General features: G+C 63.3%; 18 protein-coding genes. 15 read left to right on the forward strand and 3 right to left on the reverse strand.

Features of this window, described 5'->3' with window-relative positions; all coding sequences use genetic code 11:
- Window positions 1-14: 14 nt before the first annotated feature.
- Window positions 15-548 carry a GNAT family N-acetyltransferase gene (locus NKJ00_RS09530; protein WP_352629559.1) on the reverse strand — a complete coding sequence of 178 codons (534 nt, stop codon included), beginning with the start codon at window positions 546-548 and terminating at the stop codon, window positions 15-17.
- 203 nt (window positions 549-751) lie between these two features.
- On the opposite strand from NKJ00_RS09530, the gene NKJ00_RS09535 reads away from it, so the two are divergent.
- From NKJ00_RS09535 to NKJ00_RS09550, 4 genes are all read left to right on the forward strand, one after another.
- A complete protein-coding gene (locus tag NKJ00_RS09535; protein WP_352629560.1) occupies window positions 752-1,207 on the forward strand; it encodes a DUF2214 family protein in 456 nt (151 codons plus the stop codon).
- A gap of 135 nt (window positions 1,208-1,342) precedes the next feature.
- Window positions 1,343-2,320 (forward strand): tripartite tricarboxylate transporter substrate-binding protein, encoded by a 978-nt coding sequence (locus NKJ00_RS09540; protein WP_352629561.1) that lies wholly within the window; start codon window positions 1,343-1,345, stop codon window positions 2,318-2,320.
- Between the two features lie 75 nt (window positions 2,321-2,395).
- Window positions 2,396-2,869 (forward strand): tripartite tricarboxylate transporter TctB family protein, encoded by a 474-nt coding sequence (locus tag NKJ00_RS09545; protein ID WP_023812551.1) that lies wholly within the window; start codon window positions 2,396-2,398, stop codon window positions 2,867-2,869.
- Window positions 2,870-2,879: 10 nt separating this feature from the next.
- On the forward strand, window positions 2,880-4,388 hold the full coding sequence (locus NKJ00_RS09550; RefSeq protein WP_023812550.1) for a tripartite tricarboxylate transporter permease: 1,509 nt from the start codon (window positions 2,880-2,882) through the stop codon (window positions 4,386-4,388).
- A 1-nt stretch (window position 4,389) separates the two neighbouring features.
- Here the strand turns inward: NKJ00_RS09550 and nth are convergent, their stop codons facing one another.
- Complete coding sequence (nth, locus tag NKJ00_RS09555; RefSeq protein ID WP_352629562.1) at window positions 4,390-5,214, reverse strand: endonuclease III; 825 nt, start codon at window positions 5,212-5,214, stop codon at window positions 4,390-4,392.
- Between the two features lie 22 nt (window positions 5,215-5,236).
- On the opposite strand from nth, the gene NKJ00_RS09560 reads away from it, so the two are divergent.
- The 9 genes from NKJ00_RS09560 to NKJ00_RS09600 all read left to right on the forward strand — a co-directional run bounded on the left by NKJ00_RS09560 (window position 5,237) and on the right by NKJ00_RS09600 (window position 12,010).
- Window positions 5,237-5,731, forward strand: a complete 495-nt coding sequence (locus NKJ00_RS09560; protein ID WP_352610192.1) for a DUF2244 domain-containing protein — start codon at window positions 5,237-5,239, stop codon at window positions 5,729-5,731.
- Window positions 5,732-5,855: 124 nt separating this feature from the next.
- Window positions 5,856-6,731 carry a methylated-DNA--[protein]-cysteine S-methyltransferase gene (locus tag NKJ00_RS09565; RefSeq protein ID WP_023812547.1) on the forward strand — a complete coding sequence of 292 codons (876 nt, stop codon included), beginning with the start codon at window positions 5,856-5,858 and terminating at the stop codon, window positions 6,729-6,731.
- Window positions 6,732-6,951: 220 nt separating this feature from the next.
- On the forward strand, window positions 6,952-7,422 hold the full coding sequence (locus NKJ00_RS09570; RefSeq protein WP_023812546.1) for a hypothetical protein: 471 nt from the start codon (window positions 6,952-6,954) through the stop codon (window positions 7,420-7,422).
- A 20-nt stretch (window positions 7,423-7,442) separates the two neighbouring features.
- Complete coding sequence (locus NKJ00_RS09575; RefSeq protein WP_023812545.1) at window positions 7,443-7,835, forward strand: hypothetical protein; 393 nt, start codon at window positions 7,443-7,445, stop codon at window positions 7,833-7,835.
- A complete protein-coding gene (locus tag NKJ00_RS09580; RefSeq protein WP_023812544.1) occupies window positions 7,802-8,314 on the forward strand; it encodes a hypothetical protein in 513 nt (170 codons plus the stop codon). Before NKJ00_RS09575 ends, NKJ00_RS09580 begins: the two co-directional genes overlap by 34 nt.
- Complete coding sequence (locus NKJ00_RS09585) at window positions 8,289-8,771, forward strand: hypothetical protein (protein ID WP_023812543.1); 483 nt, start codon at window positions 8,289-8,291, stop codon at window positions 8,769-8,771. The genes NKJ00_RS09580 and NKJ00_RS09585 overlap by 26 nt, the downstream gene beginning before the upstream one ends.
- Window positions 8,772-8,923: 152 nt before the next feature.
- Window positions 8,924-9,829, forward strand: coding sequence for a ribokinase (locus tag NKJ00_RS09590; protein ID WP_352610189.1), 906 nt, complete (start codon window positions 8,924-8,926; stop codon window positions 9,827-9,829).
- A gap of 1 nt (window position 9,830) precedes the next feature.
- Window positions 9,831-11,282 (forward strand): amidase, encoded by a 1,452-nt coding sequence (locus tag NKJ00_RS09595; protein WP_352610186.1) that lies wholly within the window; start codon window positions 9,831-9,833, stop codon window positions 11,280-11,282.
- Between the two features lie 113 nt (window positions 11,283-11,395).
- On the forward strand, window positions 11,396-12,010 hold the full coding sequence (locus tag NKJ00_RS09600) for a LysE family translocator (RefSeq protein ID WP_352554956.1): 615 nt from the start codon (window positions 11,396-11,398) through the stop codon (window positions 12,008-12,010).
- A 157-nt stretch (window positions 12,011-12,167) separates the two neighbouring features.
- Here the strand turns inward: NKJ00_RS09600 and NKJ00_RS09605 are convergent, their stop codons facing one another.
- Window positions 12,168-13,109 carry a nucleoside hydrolase gene (locus NKJ00_RS09605; RefSeq protein ID WP_023812539.1) on the reverse strand — a complete coding sequence of 314 codons (942 nt, stop codon included), beginning with the start codon at window positions 13,107-13,109 and terminating at the stop codon, window positions 12,168-12,170.
- Between the two features lie 316 nt (window positions 13,110-13,425).
- Here NKJ00_RS09605 and NKJ00_RS09610 point away from each other — a divergent pair, with 316 nt between their 5' ends.
- Together NKJ00_RS09610 and NKJ00_RS09615 are read left to right on the forward strand one after the other, a co-directional pair.
- Window positions 13,426-13,851: an Hsp20 family protein gene (locus NKJ00_RS09610; RefSeq protein WP_023760739.1), complete on the forward strand. Its 426-nt coding sequence runs from the start codon at window positions 13,426-13,428 to the stop codon at window positions 13,849-13,851.
- A 121-nt stretch (window positions 13,852-13,972) separates the two neighbouring features.
- Entirely contained in the window at window positions 13,973-14,227 is a 255-nt protein-coding gene (locus NKJ00_RS09615; protein WP_023760740.1) for a BQ00720 family protein, read from the forward strand.
- Window positions 14,228-14,275 lie beyond the last annotated feature (48 nt).

Raw genomic sequence — 14,275 nt, forward strand, 5'->3', positions numbered from 1 at the left:
CCTCGCCGCTCGGGTCACCGCGCCAGCAGGATGGTCGGAGTGTCGTGATAGGTGGTCTTCACCACTTCCCGGTAACCGCACTTCGCAGCCACCCTCAGCGAAGCGCCGTTTTCCGGATCGATGATGCAGACGGTCTTCTCGCGCCCGAAAATCTCTTCGCTCCACGCCAGGATGCGGCCAACCACCTCGGTGGCGAAGCCCGCCCCGTGCACGGCCGGAACCAGCGCCCACCCGGCCTCGGGAATGCCTTCGATCGATGGTTCCATGTCGCGCTTCAGGTCGTGAAACCCGGCCTCGCCGATGAAGCGTCCGGTCGCCTTCTCCTCGATCGCCCAGAAGCCATAGCCGAGCAGCGACCACAGGCCGGCGTGACGCAGGAAGCGCATCCAGCTTTCTTCGCGCGAGCGCGGTTTGCCGCCGATGAAGCGGGTGACGACGGGATCCGTCCACATCGCGGCATAGGTGTCGAAATCGTCCAGCCGGTGTGCCCGCAGGATGGTTCGCTTCGTTTCGATGACAGGAGCGCTGGTCGCTTGTGGATTGTTCATGGAATCTGCCTCGCACGGATCGTCAGCGCTTAGCAAATCGCCGGTGCGGCGCAAGGGGCCAGGACAACACGGCCCATCATCCAGGCACCGCTATGGGAATTTTGCGCGACGGTGCTATTTTTCACGGCAGGCTGATTCAACACCTGCCAGCGCGACCCTTTTTTCAGGCGCTGGGCGGTGCCGTCAAACCCCGGGGAAAGAGCATGGACACCACCGATCTTGTGCTTGCGATCTTCCATCATCTGCTGGTGTTTTCGCTGGCGGGAATCATCGGCGCCGAATTCGTCCTGATCCGCGGCGATCTGGGCGCTGCGACGCTCAAGAGGCTCACCGGCATCGACCGCCATTACGGCATCATTGCCACGCTGATCATCGTCGTCGGCATCGGCCGCGTCTTCTATGGCCTCAAGGGCTGGGAATTCTACGTCTACAATTGGGTGTTCTGGGCCAAGATAGCGGCGTTCGTCGTGGTCGGCCTGCTGTCGATCATCCCGACCGTCCGCTTCATATCCTGGAGCAGGCAGGCGAGCGGCAATGCCTCGTTCCAGATGCCGGCGGCCGAGCTTGCGTCCGTGAAGACCTATATCCGCGCCGAAGCTTTCATCTTCCTGCTCATCCCGGTCTTCGCCGCGGCGATGGCGCGCGGCTACGGCTACTAGGATGGCGATCATCAGCAGTTTGCCGTTTGAGCCCGGTTGCAATCTGTTAATTTGCGCTAGTTGTTGCTCCATCTGCCGGGTGTTGAGAGGACCCCGCGCAGCGGTTGAAGATTTACGTATTGGGAGGAGATCACGATGAGAAGATTTGTCGCCACTCTGGCTGCTGCCGCGGCCGTCGCGCTTTGTGGGTTCACTGCCGCCGCGCAGACCTATCCCGAACGCACCATCACCGTTGTGGTGCCGTTTGCGGCCGGCGGCCCGACCGACACGGTCACGCGCCTCGTCGCCGAAGCGATGTCGAAGGATCTCGGCCAGCAGGTCATCGTCGAGAATGTCGGCGGCGCCGGCGGCACGCTGGGTGCCGGCCGCGTCGCCAACGCCGAGCCTGACGGCTATACGCTGCTGCTCCATCATATCGGCATGGCGACAAGTGCGACGCTGTACAGAAAGCTCGCCTACGACACGCTGAACGCCTTCGAATATGTCGGCCTCGTCACCGAGGTGCCGATGACCATCGTCGGCCGCAAGGACCTGGAGCCCACCGACCTCAAGGGGTTGGTGGAGTACGCCAAGGCCAACAAGGATTCCATAACCGTCGCCAATGCCGGCATCGGTGCGGCCTCGCATCTGTGCGGCATGCTGTTCATGAGCGCCATCAAGACGCCGCTGGTCACCGTGCCCTACAAGGGCACCGGCCCGGCCATGACCGATCTTCTCGGCGGCCAGGTCGACATCATGTGCGACCAGACGACCAACACCACCAAGCAGATCCAGGGCGGCACCATCAAGGCCTATGCCGTCACCTCGCCGGAGCGCCTTGATGTGCTGAAGGACGTGCCGACGGCGGTGGAAGGCGGCCTTCCCGATGTGCAGGTCGGCATCTGGCACGGTCTCTATGCACCCAAGGGCACGCCGGCCGAGATCACTGAACGCCTGTCGAAATCGCTGCAGGTCGCGCTGAAGGACCAGAACGTCGCGGCCCGCTTCGCCGAACTCGGCACCAAGCCGTCGCCGGAGGCCGATGCCACGCCCGCCGCACTGAAGGCCAAGCTGGAAAGCGAGATCGCGCGCTGGAAGCCGATCATCGAAGCCGCCGGCCAGTACGCCGACTGAGATTTGAATAGGGGCGCCACCAGCGCCCCTATTTCGCTCGGCATCGCTGCCCCACTGCGGGCTTGGAGAACCATCATGAAACCTTTCGCGATCGACAGGGCCAACGGCCTGTGCGCCGCCCTGTTCATCGGTTTCGGCGCATGGTTCGCGCTGCAATCGCTCGGCCTCGAAATCGGCACCGCGTTGCGCATGGGTCCAGGCTATTTTCCGCTGGTCCTGGCGATCGTGCTGATCCTGCTTGGCGCCGTCATTCTCGTCCAGGCCGTACGCGTCGAGGGCGAAGCGATCGGGCATATCGCGTGGCGCGGCATGCTGCTCATCCTGCCTGCTCCGATCTTCTTCGGCCTGACGGTGCGCGGCCTCGGCTTCATCCCGTCGATCTTCCTGACGGCGTTGATCGCGTCGTTTGCCAGCCGCCGCATGAAGCCGTTGACCGCGCTCGTGCTGTCGGCCGGCCTGACATTGTTTGCGTACCTCGTCTTCAGCTACGCGCTCGGCCTGCCGTTCCGCCGCTTCGGCCCGTGGCTGGCCCCATGGTTGGTGTCGTGAGGCGATGAGCATGGATCTGCTCGACAACCTCGCGCTCGGTTTTTCGACGGCGACGTCGCTGACCAACCTCGGTTTCTGCCTGATCGGCGTCCTTCTCGGCACGCTGATCGGCGTCCTGCCCGGCATCGGCGCCACCGCGACCATCGCCATGCTTTTGCCGATCACCTTCCAGATCGGCGACCCGGTTTCCTCCCTCATCATGCTCGCCGGCATCTATTACGGTGCCCAATATGGCGGCTCGACCACCGCCATTCTCATCAACATGCCGGGCGAATCCTCGTCCGCCGTCACCGCGATCGACGGCTACCAGATGGCCAGGAACGGCCGCGCCGGAGCGGCCCTCGCGATCGCGGCCATCGGCTCGTTCTTTGCCGGCACGGTGTCGACGTTCCTCGTCGCCATCTTTGCCCCGCCGCTGACGGCGATCGCGCTGAAATTCGGCGCGGCCGAGTATTTTTCGCTGATGATCGTCGGCTTGGTTTCGTCCGTCGCGCTCGCCCACGGCTCTATCGTCAAGGCGCTGGCCATGGTCGTGCTCGGCCTGCTGCTCGGCATTGTCGGCACCGACATCTACACCGGCACGCCGCGCTTCACGCTTGGAATCCGGGAATATGCCGACGGATTGAATTTCGTTGCGGTGGCGGTCGGCGTCTTTGGCGTCGCCGAGATCCTGCGCAACCTCGAAAACGAGGATGAGCGTTCCGTGATGATCCGCAAGGTCACCGGCCTTATGCCGACCCGCGAGGACTTTCGGCGCATGGCAGCGCCCATCGTGCGCGGAACAATCATCGGTTCGGCGCTCGGCATCCTGCCGGGAGGCGGCGCGATCCTGGCAGCTTTTGCGTCCTACACGGTCGAAAAACGCGTCTCGAAAAACCCGCAGGAGTTCGGCAAGGGCGCCATCGAAGGCGTCGCCGGACCGGAATCGGCCAACAATGCCGGTGCGCAGACCTCCTTCATCCCGATGCTGACGCTCGGCATTCCAGCCAACCCGGTCATGGCGCTGATGATCGGCGCCATGATCATCCAGGGCATCGTGCCCGGCCCCAATGTCGCGACCGAACAGCCGGCGCTGTTCTGGGGCATCATCGCCTCGATGTGGATCGGCAATCTGATGCTGATCATCCTCAACCTGCCGCTGATCGGGCTTTGGGTGAAGCTGCTGACGATCCCCTACTACGTGCTTTTCCCGATCATCATGGCGTTCTGCTCGATCGGCGTCTATAGCGTCAACAGCAACGTCTACGACCTCTACGCCGTCGCCTTCTTCGGCTTCCTCGGCTACCTCCTGACCAAGCTGCGCTGCGAACCGGCACCGCTGCTGCTCGGCTTCGTGCTCGGCCCGCTGCTCGAGGAAAACCTGCGCCGCGCCATGATCCTCTCGCGCGGCGACCCAAGCACCTTCGTGACGAGACCGATCAGCGCCGGCCTGCTGCTCATCGCGCTCGCCGTGCTCGTCATCGTCTTCCTGCCGGCGGTCAAGAAAAAGCGCGAAGAGGTGTTTGTGGAGGAGAGTTGAACTACGTCGTCGTTCCGCTTCGGTCCTGGATCTCTTCGACAGGATCGAGCGGTGCGATCGGCACCAGCGGTGCTGGCACATCGGTCGTCTTGACCTCGGCCTTGCAGATGTCGGCGATGACGCAGGCCGGGCAATCCGGCTTGCGCGCCTTGCAGACGTAGCGGCCATGCAGGATCAGCCAGTGATGTGCATGGCGCATATATTCGTCCGGAATGATCTTCAACAATCCCTGCTCGACCTGTTCCGGTGTCTTGCCGGGCGCCAGCCCGAGCCGGTTGCCTATGCGGAGAATGTGCGTGTCGACCGCCATCGTGTGCTGGCCGAAGGCCATGTTGAGCACGACATTGGCGGTCTTGCGCCCGACCCCGGGCAGCTTGACCAATTCATCGCGACTGTCGGGTACCTCGCCGCCATGGTCGCGGATCAGCGCCTGCGACAGCGCAATCACATTCTTCGCCTTGTTGCGCCACAGCCCGATGGTGCGGATATATTCGCCGACCCTTGCCTCCCCCAGCGCCAGCATCTTGTGCGGCGTATCGGCGGCCTTGAACAGCGCCCGCGTCGCCTTGTTGACGCCGGCATCCGTCGCTTGCGCCGACAGCACCACCGCGACCAGCAGCGTGAAGGCGTTGACATGTTCGAGCTCGCCCTTCGGCTCGGGCCGCTGGACGGAAAAGCGCCGGAATATCTCGTGCACTTCGGCCGGGCTGTAGCGCGAAGTGGGGCGCTCAGGCCGCGGACGGGGCTTGGCGTTCGACCCGCCGTGTCGTGCGGGCAACAGCTCTTTTTTGGAAAGGGAAGAATCTTTGGACTTGGGGCTTGCCATTTCCCTCCTATAATATCCCCTCATGACCGACACAAACGCCTCGTTTCAGGCCGACGAGCCATTCTTTCAGGCGCTACTCACCCCGCACCGGTCTCTGGGCCGGACAGGATTCTTCGTCCTGATGGGCGCGCTGCTGTTCGGCTGGCTTGTGACAGGCGCGTTTTTCCTGTCGCGCGGCGCCTGGCCGGTGTTCGGCTTCTTCGGCCTCGACGTGGCCGCCGTCTACATCGCCTTTCGCATCAACTATCGTGCCGCTCGTGCCCGCGAAGAAGTCTCGGTCTCGCGCACCAGCCTCGACATCCGCAAGACAGCCCCCTCGGGGAAATCGGAAGCGCATCGCTTCAATCCGTTCTGGGCGCGGTTTTCGGTGGCCCGTCACGCCGAGATCGGCATCACAGGGATGACGGTGGAAGGCCAAGGGCAGAACGTGCCGATCGGATCCTTCCTGGACCCCGATTCCCGCGAGAGTTTTGCCGCCGCCTTTTCGCGGGCGCTGGCGACCGCCAAGGCACGCTGAGCCAGCCACGAGCGACTCCAGGGCTCGAATCCTGTGTCCATCTGGGTATGCGCCGCAAGAAAGCAAGTTTCGGGTGGCGATCGACGCCCCGAGGGGCGATATTCCGGCTCAAGGAGACAGTTCCATGAGCACACACACCGCGGTCCTCAAAAAGGACATCACGCCTGAAGGCAGCGACTACGAAATCGTGCGCCGTGCCATCGAGAAGATCAGTCTCGACTATCGTGATCAGCCTTCCCTTGAAGAACTGGCCGAGGAGGTCGGCGAGACGCCAACCGGCTTGCAAAAACTCTTCACCCGCTGGGCCGGCCTGTCGCCCAAGGCCTTCCTGCAGGCGGTGACACTGGACCATGCGCGCAGGCTGCTCGATTCCGGCATGCCGCTGCTCGAGACCTCGTTTGAACTGGGCATGTCCGGCCCGGGCCGGCTGCATGACCTGTTCGTCACGCATGAGGCGATGTCGCCGGGCGACTACAAGACACGCGGCGCCGGGCTCATCATCCGCTACGGCTTCCATTCCTCGCCGTTCGGCACCGCCCTGATCATGGCCACCGAGCGCGGACTCGCCGGCCTCGCCTTCAGCGACCCCGGCGAGGAACGCGCCGCCTTCGCCGACATGTCCAGCCGCTGGCCGAACGCCATTTATGTCGAGGACATGATTGCTACCGGCCCCTATGCCGCCCGTATCTTCGACCCGGCGCTGTGGCGCCCCGACCAGCCGCTGCATGTCGTCATGATCGGCACCGACTTCCAGGTTCGCGTCTGGGAGGCGCTGCTCAAGATCCCGATGGGTAAGGCCCGCACCTATTCCTCGATTGCGGCCAGCATCGGCGCACCGTCCGCCAGCCGTGCGGTCGGTGCGGCCAACGGCGCCAATCCGCTCTCTTTCGTGGTGCCTTGTCACCGCGCCATCGGTAAATCAGGCGACCTCACCGGCTATCACTGGGGCCTGACCCGCAAGCGCGCCATTCTGGGCTGGGAAGCCGGGCAGGTATCGTAATATCGGTTTTTTTCGATATTAGGAAGAAAACCATGGGTATGCCGGCGTTATTAAGTATAAGCGCGATTTCCACTGTGGTTTTCGCCTTTGCAACCGAGGACAACCTCCGGTTCCTGTAATTGTTATTTTGAGCCTTTATTTTAGGTAACTCTAAATTAACCACGATAAAGTGATGATACCCCATGTTAATCCGGACGATCCGGCTTGATAGGAGGTCCCGATGACGTTGTTTCGCGCCGTCTGCGGCGCAGCTCTGCTGGTTGCCAGCATCGACGAGGCCGCGCTGGCCACGACGCAGAATGTCATATTCAATGGTACGATCGCGCCCACCTGCACACTTGTTGTTGCCACCAACGGCACGATGACGGCCAGCCCCGATCTCCAGTCCCTCAGTTCGCACAACAGCGGCGGCTCGGCTGGAACCGTGACGCTGACGACGACCGGAGGTGTGTCGCTGAGTGTCGACCCGGTCACCACCATGACGGTGCCATCGGCAGACAGCACGTCGACGACCTGGACGCCCACCTACTCAGCCGCCGGCGCGCATGCCATCGGTGAGACCGGCTCGGCAAGCAGCATCACCACCCCCGGCGCCGACCTCGTTTCGGTCCACCTCGCCGGCACCAAGGGCGGCAGCAATCGCTTCGCCAACGGCAATTATCAGGCAACGGTAACGCTGCGCTGCGAATGACGCGAGCGAAGGAGGGGGTCGTGAAACATGCTCGAATCCTGGCGACGGCACTGGCCGTCGGATTGGCGCCCATTGCCGCCAAGGCCCAGTCGATGTCGCCGATGCGTGGCGAGATCAACAGCTTCACCGACGTCTTCGCGGTTCGCGTCTTCCCCGCCAATCCCTACGACCGGAAGATCCGGGTCGAAATCCATGTCTACGATCAGGATTTTCAGCCGGTAGATGCCAGAATCTCTCCAGATATATTCCAGCTGGCTTCCCAGGCCTCCCGTTCTGTCCTTGTGGTTGTGCCTTTTGACGGCGCTGCCGAGCGTAAAGTGCGTATCTGTACCGAAAGCATCCCCTTTCCCAATCAACAGACGCAGATAAGGGCACAGATATGCGGAAAGTTTTTTGGGCGCCGCAAGTCCTGACACTGGCGCTCGCGGCTGCTTGGGCGGGTGCGTCGCCGGCCGGGGCCGAGGACGTCTACAACCTTAACCAGAATGAGAGCGGCTTCAACCTGCCCGGCGTCACCTTGCCCCAGGGCCAGGACGAGGTCCATGCCGCGGACGGTACCACTTGCCGTTCCGCCGTCTCCGGTTCCGGCGCTTATGTCGATCTCGGCGTTATCAGAGGCAACAGCCAGTCGGACAACAGCGTTGCCACCTATGGTCGGGTGGTGATCCCGATCGGGCGCACGCCGAAGCGCGTCGATTGCAGCCGTCTCTATGAGCTTGAGGTCGAGCGCCTGCAGTTGGAACTGAAGCTCCTCAAAATGGGCCTCGGCGCCGACGGCCAGACGGCGAGCGTGGCTGCCAGCACTTCCACGGCCGCGTCACCGGGGTGGGCCAACGAAGGCTGGAGCATCAGGACCGGAAGTGGTGATGGCAAGAAAAAGAAGAAGCAGTAGTCGCGCGCTGCTTGCGATGGCAGCACTTGCCGGTTCCTGCCTTCCGGTGCAGGCGGCGATCATCGGCACCTGCACCATCATGGTCGGGGCGTCCGGAACGATGAAGGCCAATCCCGCCATCAGCATACTGGGCTCCAAACAGGCAGGCGGATCGAGCGCCAGCGCCACCGTGGTGGCAAGCTCCCTGTTGTGCTCGATACTTAATTTGCTTGACTGCTATTCGGTTTCGGCGCCGGCGCCTGCCGCATTCTCGTCCGCGCCGAGCGGCGGCGGCACCAACGTGACCTTCGCTTCGGTCTTCCGCCTCGATGGCTCGGGGGCAGATGTCAACGGAAGTGTGCCGCAGAGGGTTGCCAACGGCACCCACACGATGCAGGTCGACCTCACCGCCACCAGGTCGAGCGGTATCTTTCCCGCCGGCAACTATCAGGGCACGGTCACCCTGCGCTGCGAATAAGGCCACGACACCCCAAATCGGGCTGGACCATGCGCGTGGTCTGGCAAGCCGCGGCCTTACAGGTTAGCTTCCGCGCAATCGGAACGACCTGGGTTCGCTTGGACGCACAAGGATGCTCCGACATTTGAATTTGCGTTGCCAGGAGGCCTTGCTTGATTATCGTCATCGGTTCGATCAACCTCGACCTTATTGCCAAGGTCGACCGCTTGCCTAGCCCCGGCGAGACGGTAGGCGGCTCGGCCTTCACCACCGCGCCCGGGGGCAAGGGCGCCAACCAGGCGCTGGCCGCCGCACGCGCCGGCGCCTCGGTGCGCATGGTCGGCGCCGTCGGCAGGGACAGCTTCGCCGCCGAGGCACTGGCATTGCTGCGCGACGGCAAGGTCGACCTGTCCGGCGTTGCCGAGACTCACGCCTCGACCGGCACGGCACTGATCATGGTCGCCGACGACGGCGAGAACATCATCGCCGTGGTGCCGGGCGCCAACGCTTCCGTAGTGCCCGGCGATCTCTCCAAGGCCTTTCTGAAAAAAGGCGACGTCGTGCTGCTGCAAAATGAGATTCCGCTGGGCACCGTCGATGCCGCCCTCGACCAGGCAAGGGCGGCCGGCGCCATCACCGTGCTCAACACCGCCCCTTTCCAGGGGCAGGCAGCCGGCTTTCTCGACAAGGCCGACTATGTCGTCGCCAACGAAACCGAGTTCGACCTCTATGGCGAAGCGCTGTCGCTGCAAGGCCGCGACCGGGCGGCCCGCATGCGCGACTTTGCCGGAAAGACCGGCCGCACCGTCGTCGTCACGCTCGGCGGCGACGGCGTGCTGGCGGCGACATCGACCGAGTTCCTGGCCGTTCCTGCGCGCAAGATCACCCCTGTCGACACGGTCGGCGCCGGCGACACGTTCTGCGGCTATTTCGCCGCCAGCCTGTCGTCGGGCCTCACGCTCGAACAGGCGCTGGCGCGCGCCGGCGCGGCCGGCTCGCTGGCCTGCCTGAAGCCTGGCGCCCAACCGGCGATCCCGCTCGCCAAAGACGTCGATCAGGCGCTGCAGGAAACCCGTTAAAATGCTGCGTCCTCAAACGAAGCATGCCGTGCCGCCGGCAGGCGACATCTGCCGCCTGTCCGCGGTCGAACTCGCCGGCGCGATCCGGGAGAGAGAGCTTTCCGTGCGCGAGGTGGTGGCGGCATTCCTCGACCGCATCGAGGCGGTCAATCCGCTGGTCAACGCCATCGTCTCCTTGCGCGATCGCGCCGATATCCTGCGCGAAGCCGATGCGGCCGATGCCAGCCCGTCGCGAGCCGAAGCGGCGGGGCCGCTCTTCGGCCTGCCCATCGCCATCAAGGATCTCGCCTCGACCACGGGCCTCAGGACCTCCTTCGGCTCGCCGATCTTCGCCGATTTCGTGCCGCAGGAAGACGATTTCTTCGTCGAGCGTATCCGCAATGCCGGCGCCATCATCATCGGAAAGACCAACGTCCCCGAATTCGGGCTTGGCTCCAACACCTACAATGCCGTGTTCGGGCCGACGCTGAACGCCTTCGATCCGGCCCTGACCGCCGGCGGCTCGAGCGGCGGCGCGGCGGTGGCCCTGGCGCTCGACATGGTGCCCGTCGCCGATGGCAGCGACTTCGGCGGCTCGCTGCGCAACCCGGCCGCCTGGAACAATGTTTTTGGCTTCCGCCCGTCGCAAGGACTTGTTCCCGGCGGACCCGATTTCGAAGTCTTCCATGCGCAGATGGGCGTCGACGGGCCGATGGGCCGCAACGTCCGTGACATGGCGCTGCTGCTCGATGTGCAGGCCGGTTACCACCCGCACGCGCCATTGTCCTACGAGAAACCCGGCTCGTTCCTCGAAGGGCTTGGAATACCGGCAACTGGTGGCCGCATCGCCTGGCTCGGTGACCTCCACGGTCATCTGCCGGTTGAAACAGGCATTCTCGGCCTGTGCGAGGCAGCACTTGGCCGCTTTGCGAAGGCATCGTTCCTGACCGAGCCGCTGCTGCCGGATTTCGATTTCGAAGCGCTGTGGCGGGCCTTCGTCACGCTGCGCCAAGCCAGCAGCGGCTGCGCGCTCAAAACCCACTATGACGATCCTGCGAAACGCGGCCTGCTCAAGCCGGAAGCCATCTGGGAAGTGGAGAATGCAATGCGGCTGACGGCGCCGCAGATCCGCGCCGCCTCCGTGACCCGCACATCCTGGCATCTCAAGCTGCTGTCGCTCTTCGACCGCTATGACCTGATTGCGCTGCCGACGGCGCAGGTCTTCCCCTTCGACATAGGCACGCATTGGCCCCGTGAGGTCGCCGGACGCGCAATGGACAGCTACCACCGCTGGATGCAGGTTTCCGCCTTCGCGACCCTAGGCGGCTGCCCGGCGGTCAACGTGCCGGTCGGCTTCGACGACCGGGGCCGGCCGATGGGCATGCAGCTGATCGGGCGGCCGCGCGGCGACCTCGCCGTACTCAAGGCGGCGGCGGCCTATGAGGCTACACTGCCCTGGCAGGCCGGCGCCTGAACCGGGCGGACTGGCGTGTCGCAGGGCGCTAGGTAGCGGCTTGCACCGGCTGCGCTGCTATGCATTGATTACCCTCAACCGCGCCGCCTCGGCGGTATTCCTGGGGAAAAATCATGTCGTTCGAACTCTACGCTGCCTATGTCCTCGCTTGCATCGTTATCATCCTGGTGCCCGGTCCGACGGTCACGCTGATCATCGCCAACAGCATTCGCCATGGCTCGCGCGCCGGCCTCGCCAATGTCGCCGGCACGCAGGCCGGGCTTGCCGTGATGATCGCCATCGTCGGCATCGGCCTCAACACGCTGATCGCAGGCATGGGCCACTGGTTCGAGTGGGTCAGGCTGATCGGCGCCGCCTATCTGATCTGGATGGGTGTGCAGATGTTCCGTTCCAAAGGCACGCTGAATGCCGATGGAACAGCGAGAAAGCCACGCGGCGGCTTCTTCCTGCAGGGCTTGCTGGTGGCGCTCAGCAATCCCAAGACGCTGATTTTTTTCGGCGCCTTCTTTCCGCAGTTCATTTCGCCGCAAGGCAACTACTCGCTGCAGATCGCCATCATGGGCCTGACCGCCATGATCTTCGCCGCCTTCTCGGATTCGACCTATGCGCTGGCCGCCGGCCGCGCCGGGCGCCTGTTGTCGGCCGGCCGCATAAAACTTTTGTCGAGGATCAGCGGCAGCTTCATGGTCGGCGGCGGCCTGTGGTTGGCGTTTTCAAAGGCGAAGTAAGGTGCGCCTCTTCCCTCGCCCCGTTTACGGGGAGAGCGTGGTCGCGAAGCGATCGGGTGAGGGGCAACGCCGGGTCTGCAGACAAAATATTAACGTTTGTGCCGCCCCTCATCCGCCTGCCGGCACCTTCTCCCCGTGAACGGGGAGAAGGAAGAACCTACAGCCGCCCCAGCCTCTCCACCAGCAACGCGAAAAAGCCGTCATGGTCGATGTCGCGCATCACCATGGCGTTCTTCGGCCGTTTGGTGACGCCCCACCAGTCGATCACGGTCATGCCCATGGTGAGCTCGGAGGCCGTTTCCACGCTGACGTTGCAGTTGCGGCCCTTGAACAGGTCCGGCTTCAACAGATAGGCGATGACGCAAGGGTCGTGCAGCGGGCCGCCGTCGGTGCCGTATTTCTCCTCGTCAAAGCGCTCGAAGAACTCCAGCATCTCGGCGGTGGCGGTGCCGACCTTGGTGCCGAGCGTGCGGAAGGTTTGCGTGCGCTTGGCAGTGGTCAGCGCCTTATGGGTGACATCGAGCGGCATCATCACGATCGGGATGCCGGATTTGAGCACGACATCGGCGGCCTGCGGATCGACATAGATGTTAAATTCGGCGGTCGGGGTGACGTTGCCGCCTTCGAAGAAGCCGCCGCCCATCAGCACGATTTCCTTGATGCGTGGTGCGATGCGCGGCTCGCGGATCAGCGCCAGCGCAATGTTGGTGAGCGGGCCGAGCGCGCAAAGCGTGATCGTGCCGCTTTCTTCGCTCATCAGCGTCTGGACGATGAAATCGACCGCGTACTGGTCCTGCAGCTTCATCGTCGGTTCGGGCAGTTGCGGTCCGTTGAGACCGGTCTTGCCATGCACTTCCTCGGCGGTGACCAATTCGCGCATCAGGGGCCGGATGGCGCCGGCATAGACCTTGATGTCCGGACGGCCAGCCAACTCGCAGATCTTGCGGGCATTCTTTTCGGTAAGCTTCAGCGGCACGTTTCCGGCAACGGCTGATATGCCGACGATCTCCAGTTCGGAGCTGCCGAGCGCCAGCAATATGGCGACGGCATCATCCTGACCGGGATCCGTGTCGATGATGATCTTGCGTGACTGGGGCATTTCAATTCCTTGTTTGGCGAGGTCGTGGGCTTGAACCGATCCGATCGAAACATCCAAATGACGCCGAAGCGGCCGCGAGCTGCCATGCCGAACCGCTCGACCGGGGAAGACGATCCCCGACCTGCGCGCTTCTCCTTGCATCTGCTCGCCGTTTCAAGCGCCATGCCGATCATTCCTGTGAGTCCACGGCCTGGTCTTTTTGGGCGGGTCTGTTGACGGCTTGAACTTGGTCGCGGGGCGGACCATATCAAGGCCATCGGGAAAAATGCCATCTGGGTTTTTCCACTTTATGTCGCTCTTGAGAGGACAATGTAACATGAGCCGAATGACGCCCTTTTCCAGCCCGCTTCTCCTTGGTTTCGACGCCATGGAAAAGACCCTGGAACGCTTGGCGAAATCCGGCGACAGCTACCCTCCCTACAACATCGAACGCCTCAGCGGCGCCGACGGCAAGACCGAAAGGTTGCGCATCACATTGGCGGTCGCCGGTTTTGCCGAAAGCGATCTCGATGTCACCACGGAGGAAAACCAGCTGGTCGTGCGCGGCCGTCAGACCGACGACACCGAGCGCGAATTTCTTCATCGCGGCATCGCCGCGCGCCAGTTCCAGCGCTGTTTCGTGCTGGCCGACGGCATGCGGGTGATCGCGGCGGAGTTGAAGAACGGTCTTTTGTCGATCGACCTCGATCGGCCGGAGTCCGAACGGCTGGTACGGAAAATAAACATATCGGTGAAAGACTGATCTTTACCACTGCATCGGCCGGAAAATCGGCACCGATTTTTCGAAAGCACGATGCAGCAAATTGAATGGCTCTCATGCGGGATGGCCTTGAGCGGCGTCCTCGCGCCAAGGAGGCTTTGAAATGACCAGAACTGAAAACATCACCATGACCAATGGCGAATTCGCTCATCTCGGCGAAGGCTCGGTCGCTTATCTCAGAAAGGTCTCGAGCGACGAATTGCTCGGCCGTTTCCCCAATCTCGGCGAAATCGCCCCCGGCATGGAACTGTGGGCGCTGTTTGCCGCCAATGGCCAGCCGATCCTGCTTTCCGATGCGCGTGACCGCGCTCTGGCCGGTGCCATGGAAAACGATCTGACCACGGTCGCCATTCACTGAGAGCGATTTCCCGCTGAAACGGAAAAGGGCCGCCCATGGCGGCCCTGT

The sequence above is a fragment of the Mesorhizobium sp. M0227 genome (assembly GCF_040321855.1).
Taxonomy (GTDB): domain Bacteria; phylum Pseudomonadota; class Alphaproteobacteria; order Rhizobiales; family Rhizobiaceae; genus Mesorhizobium.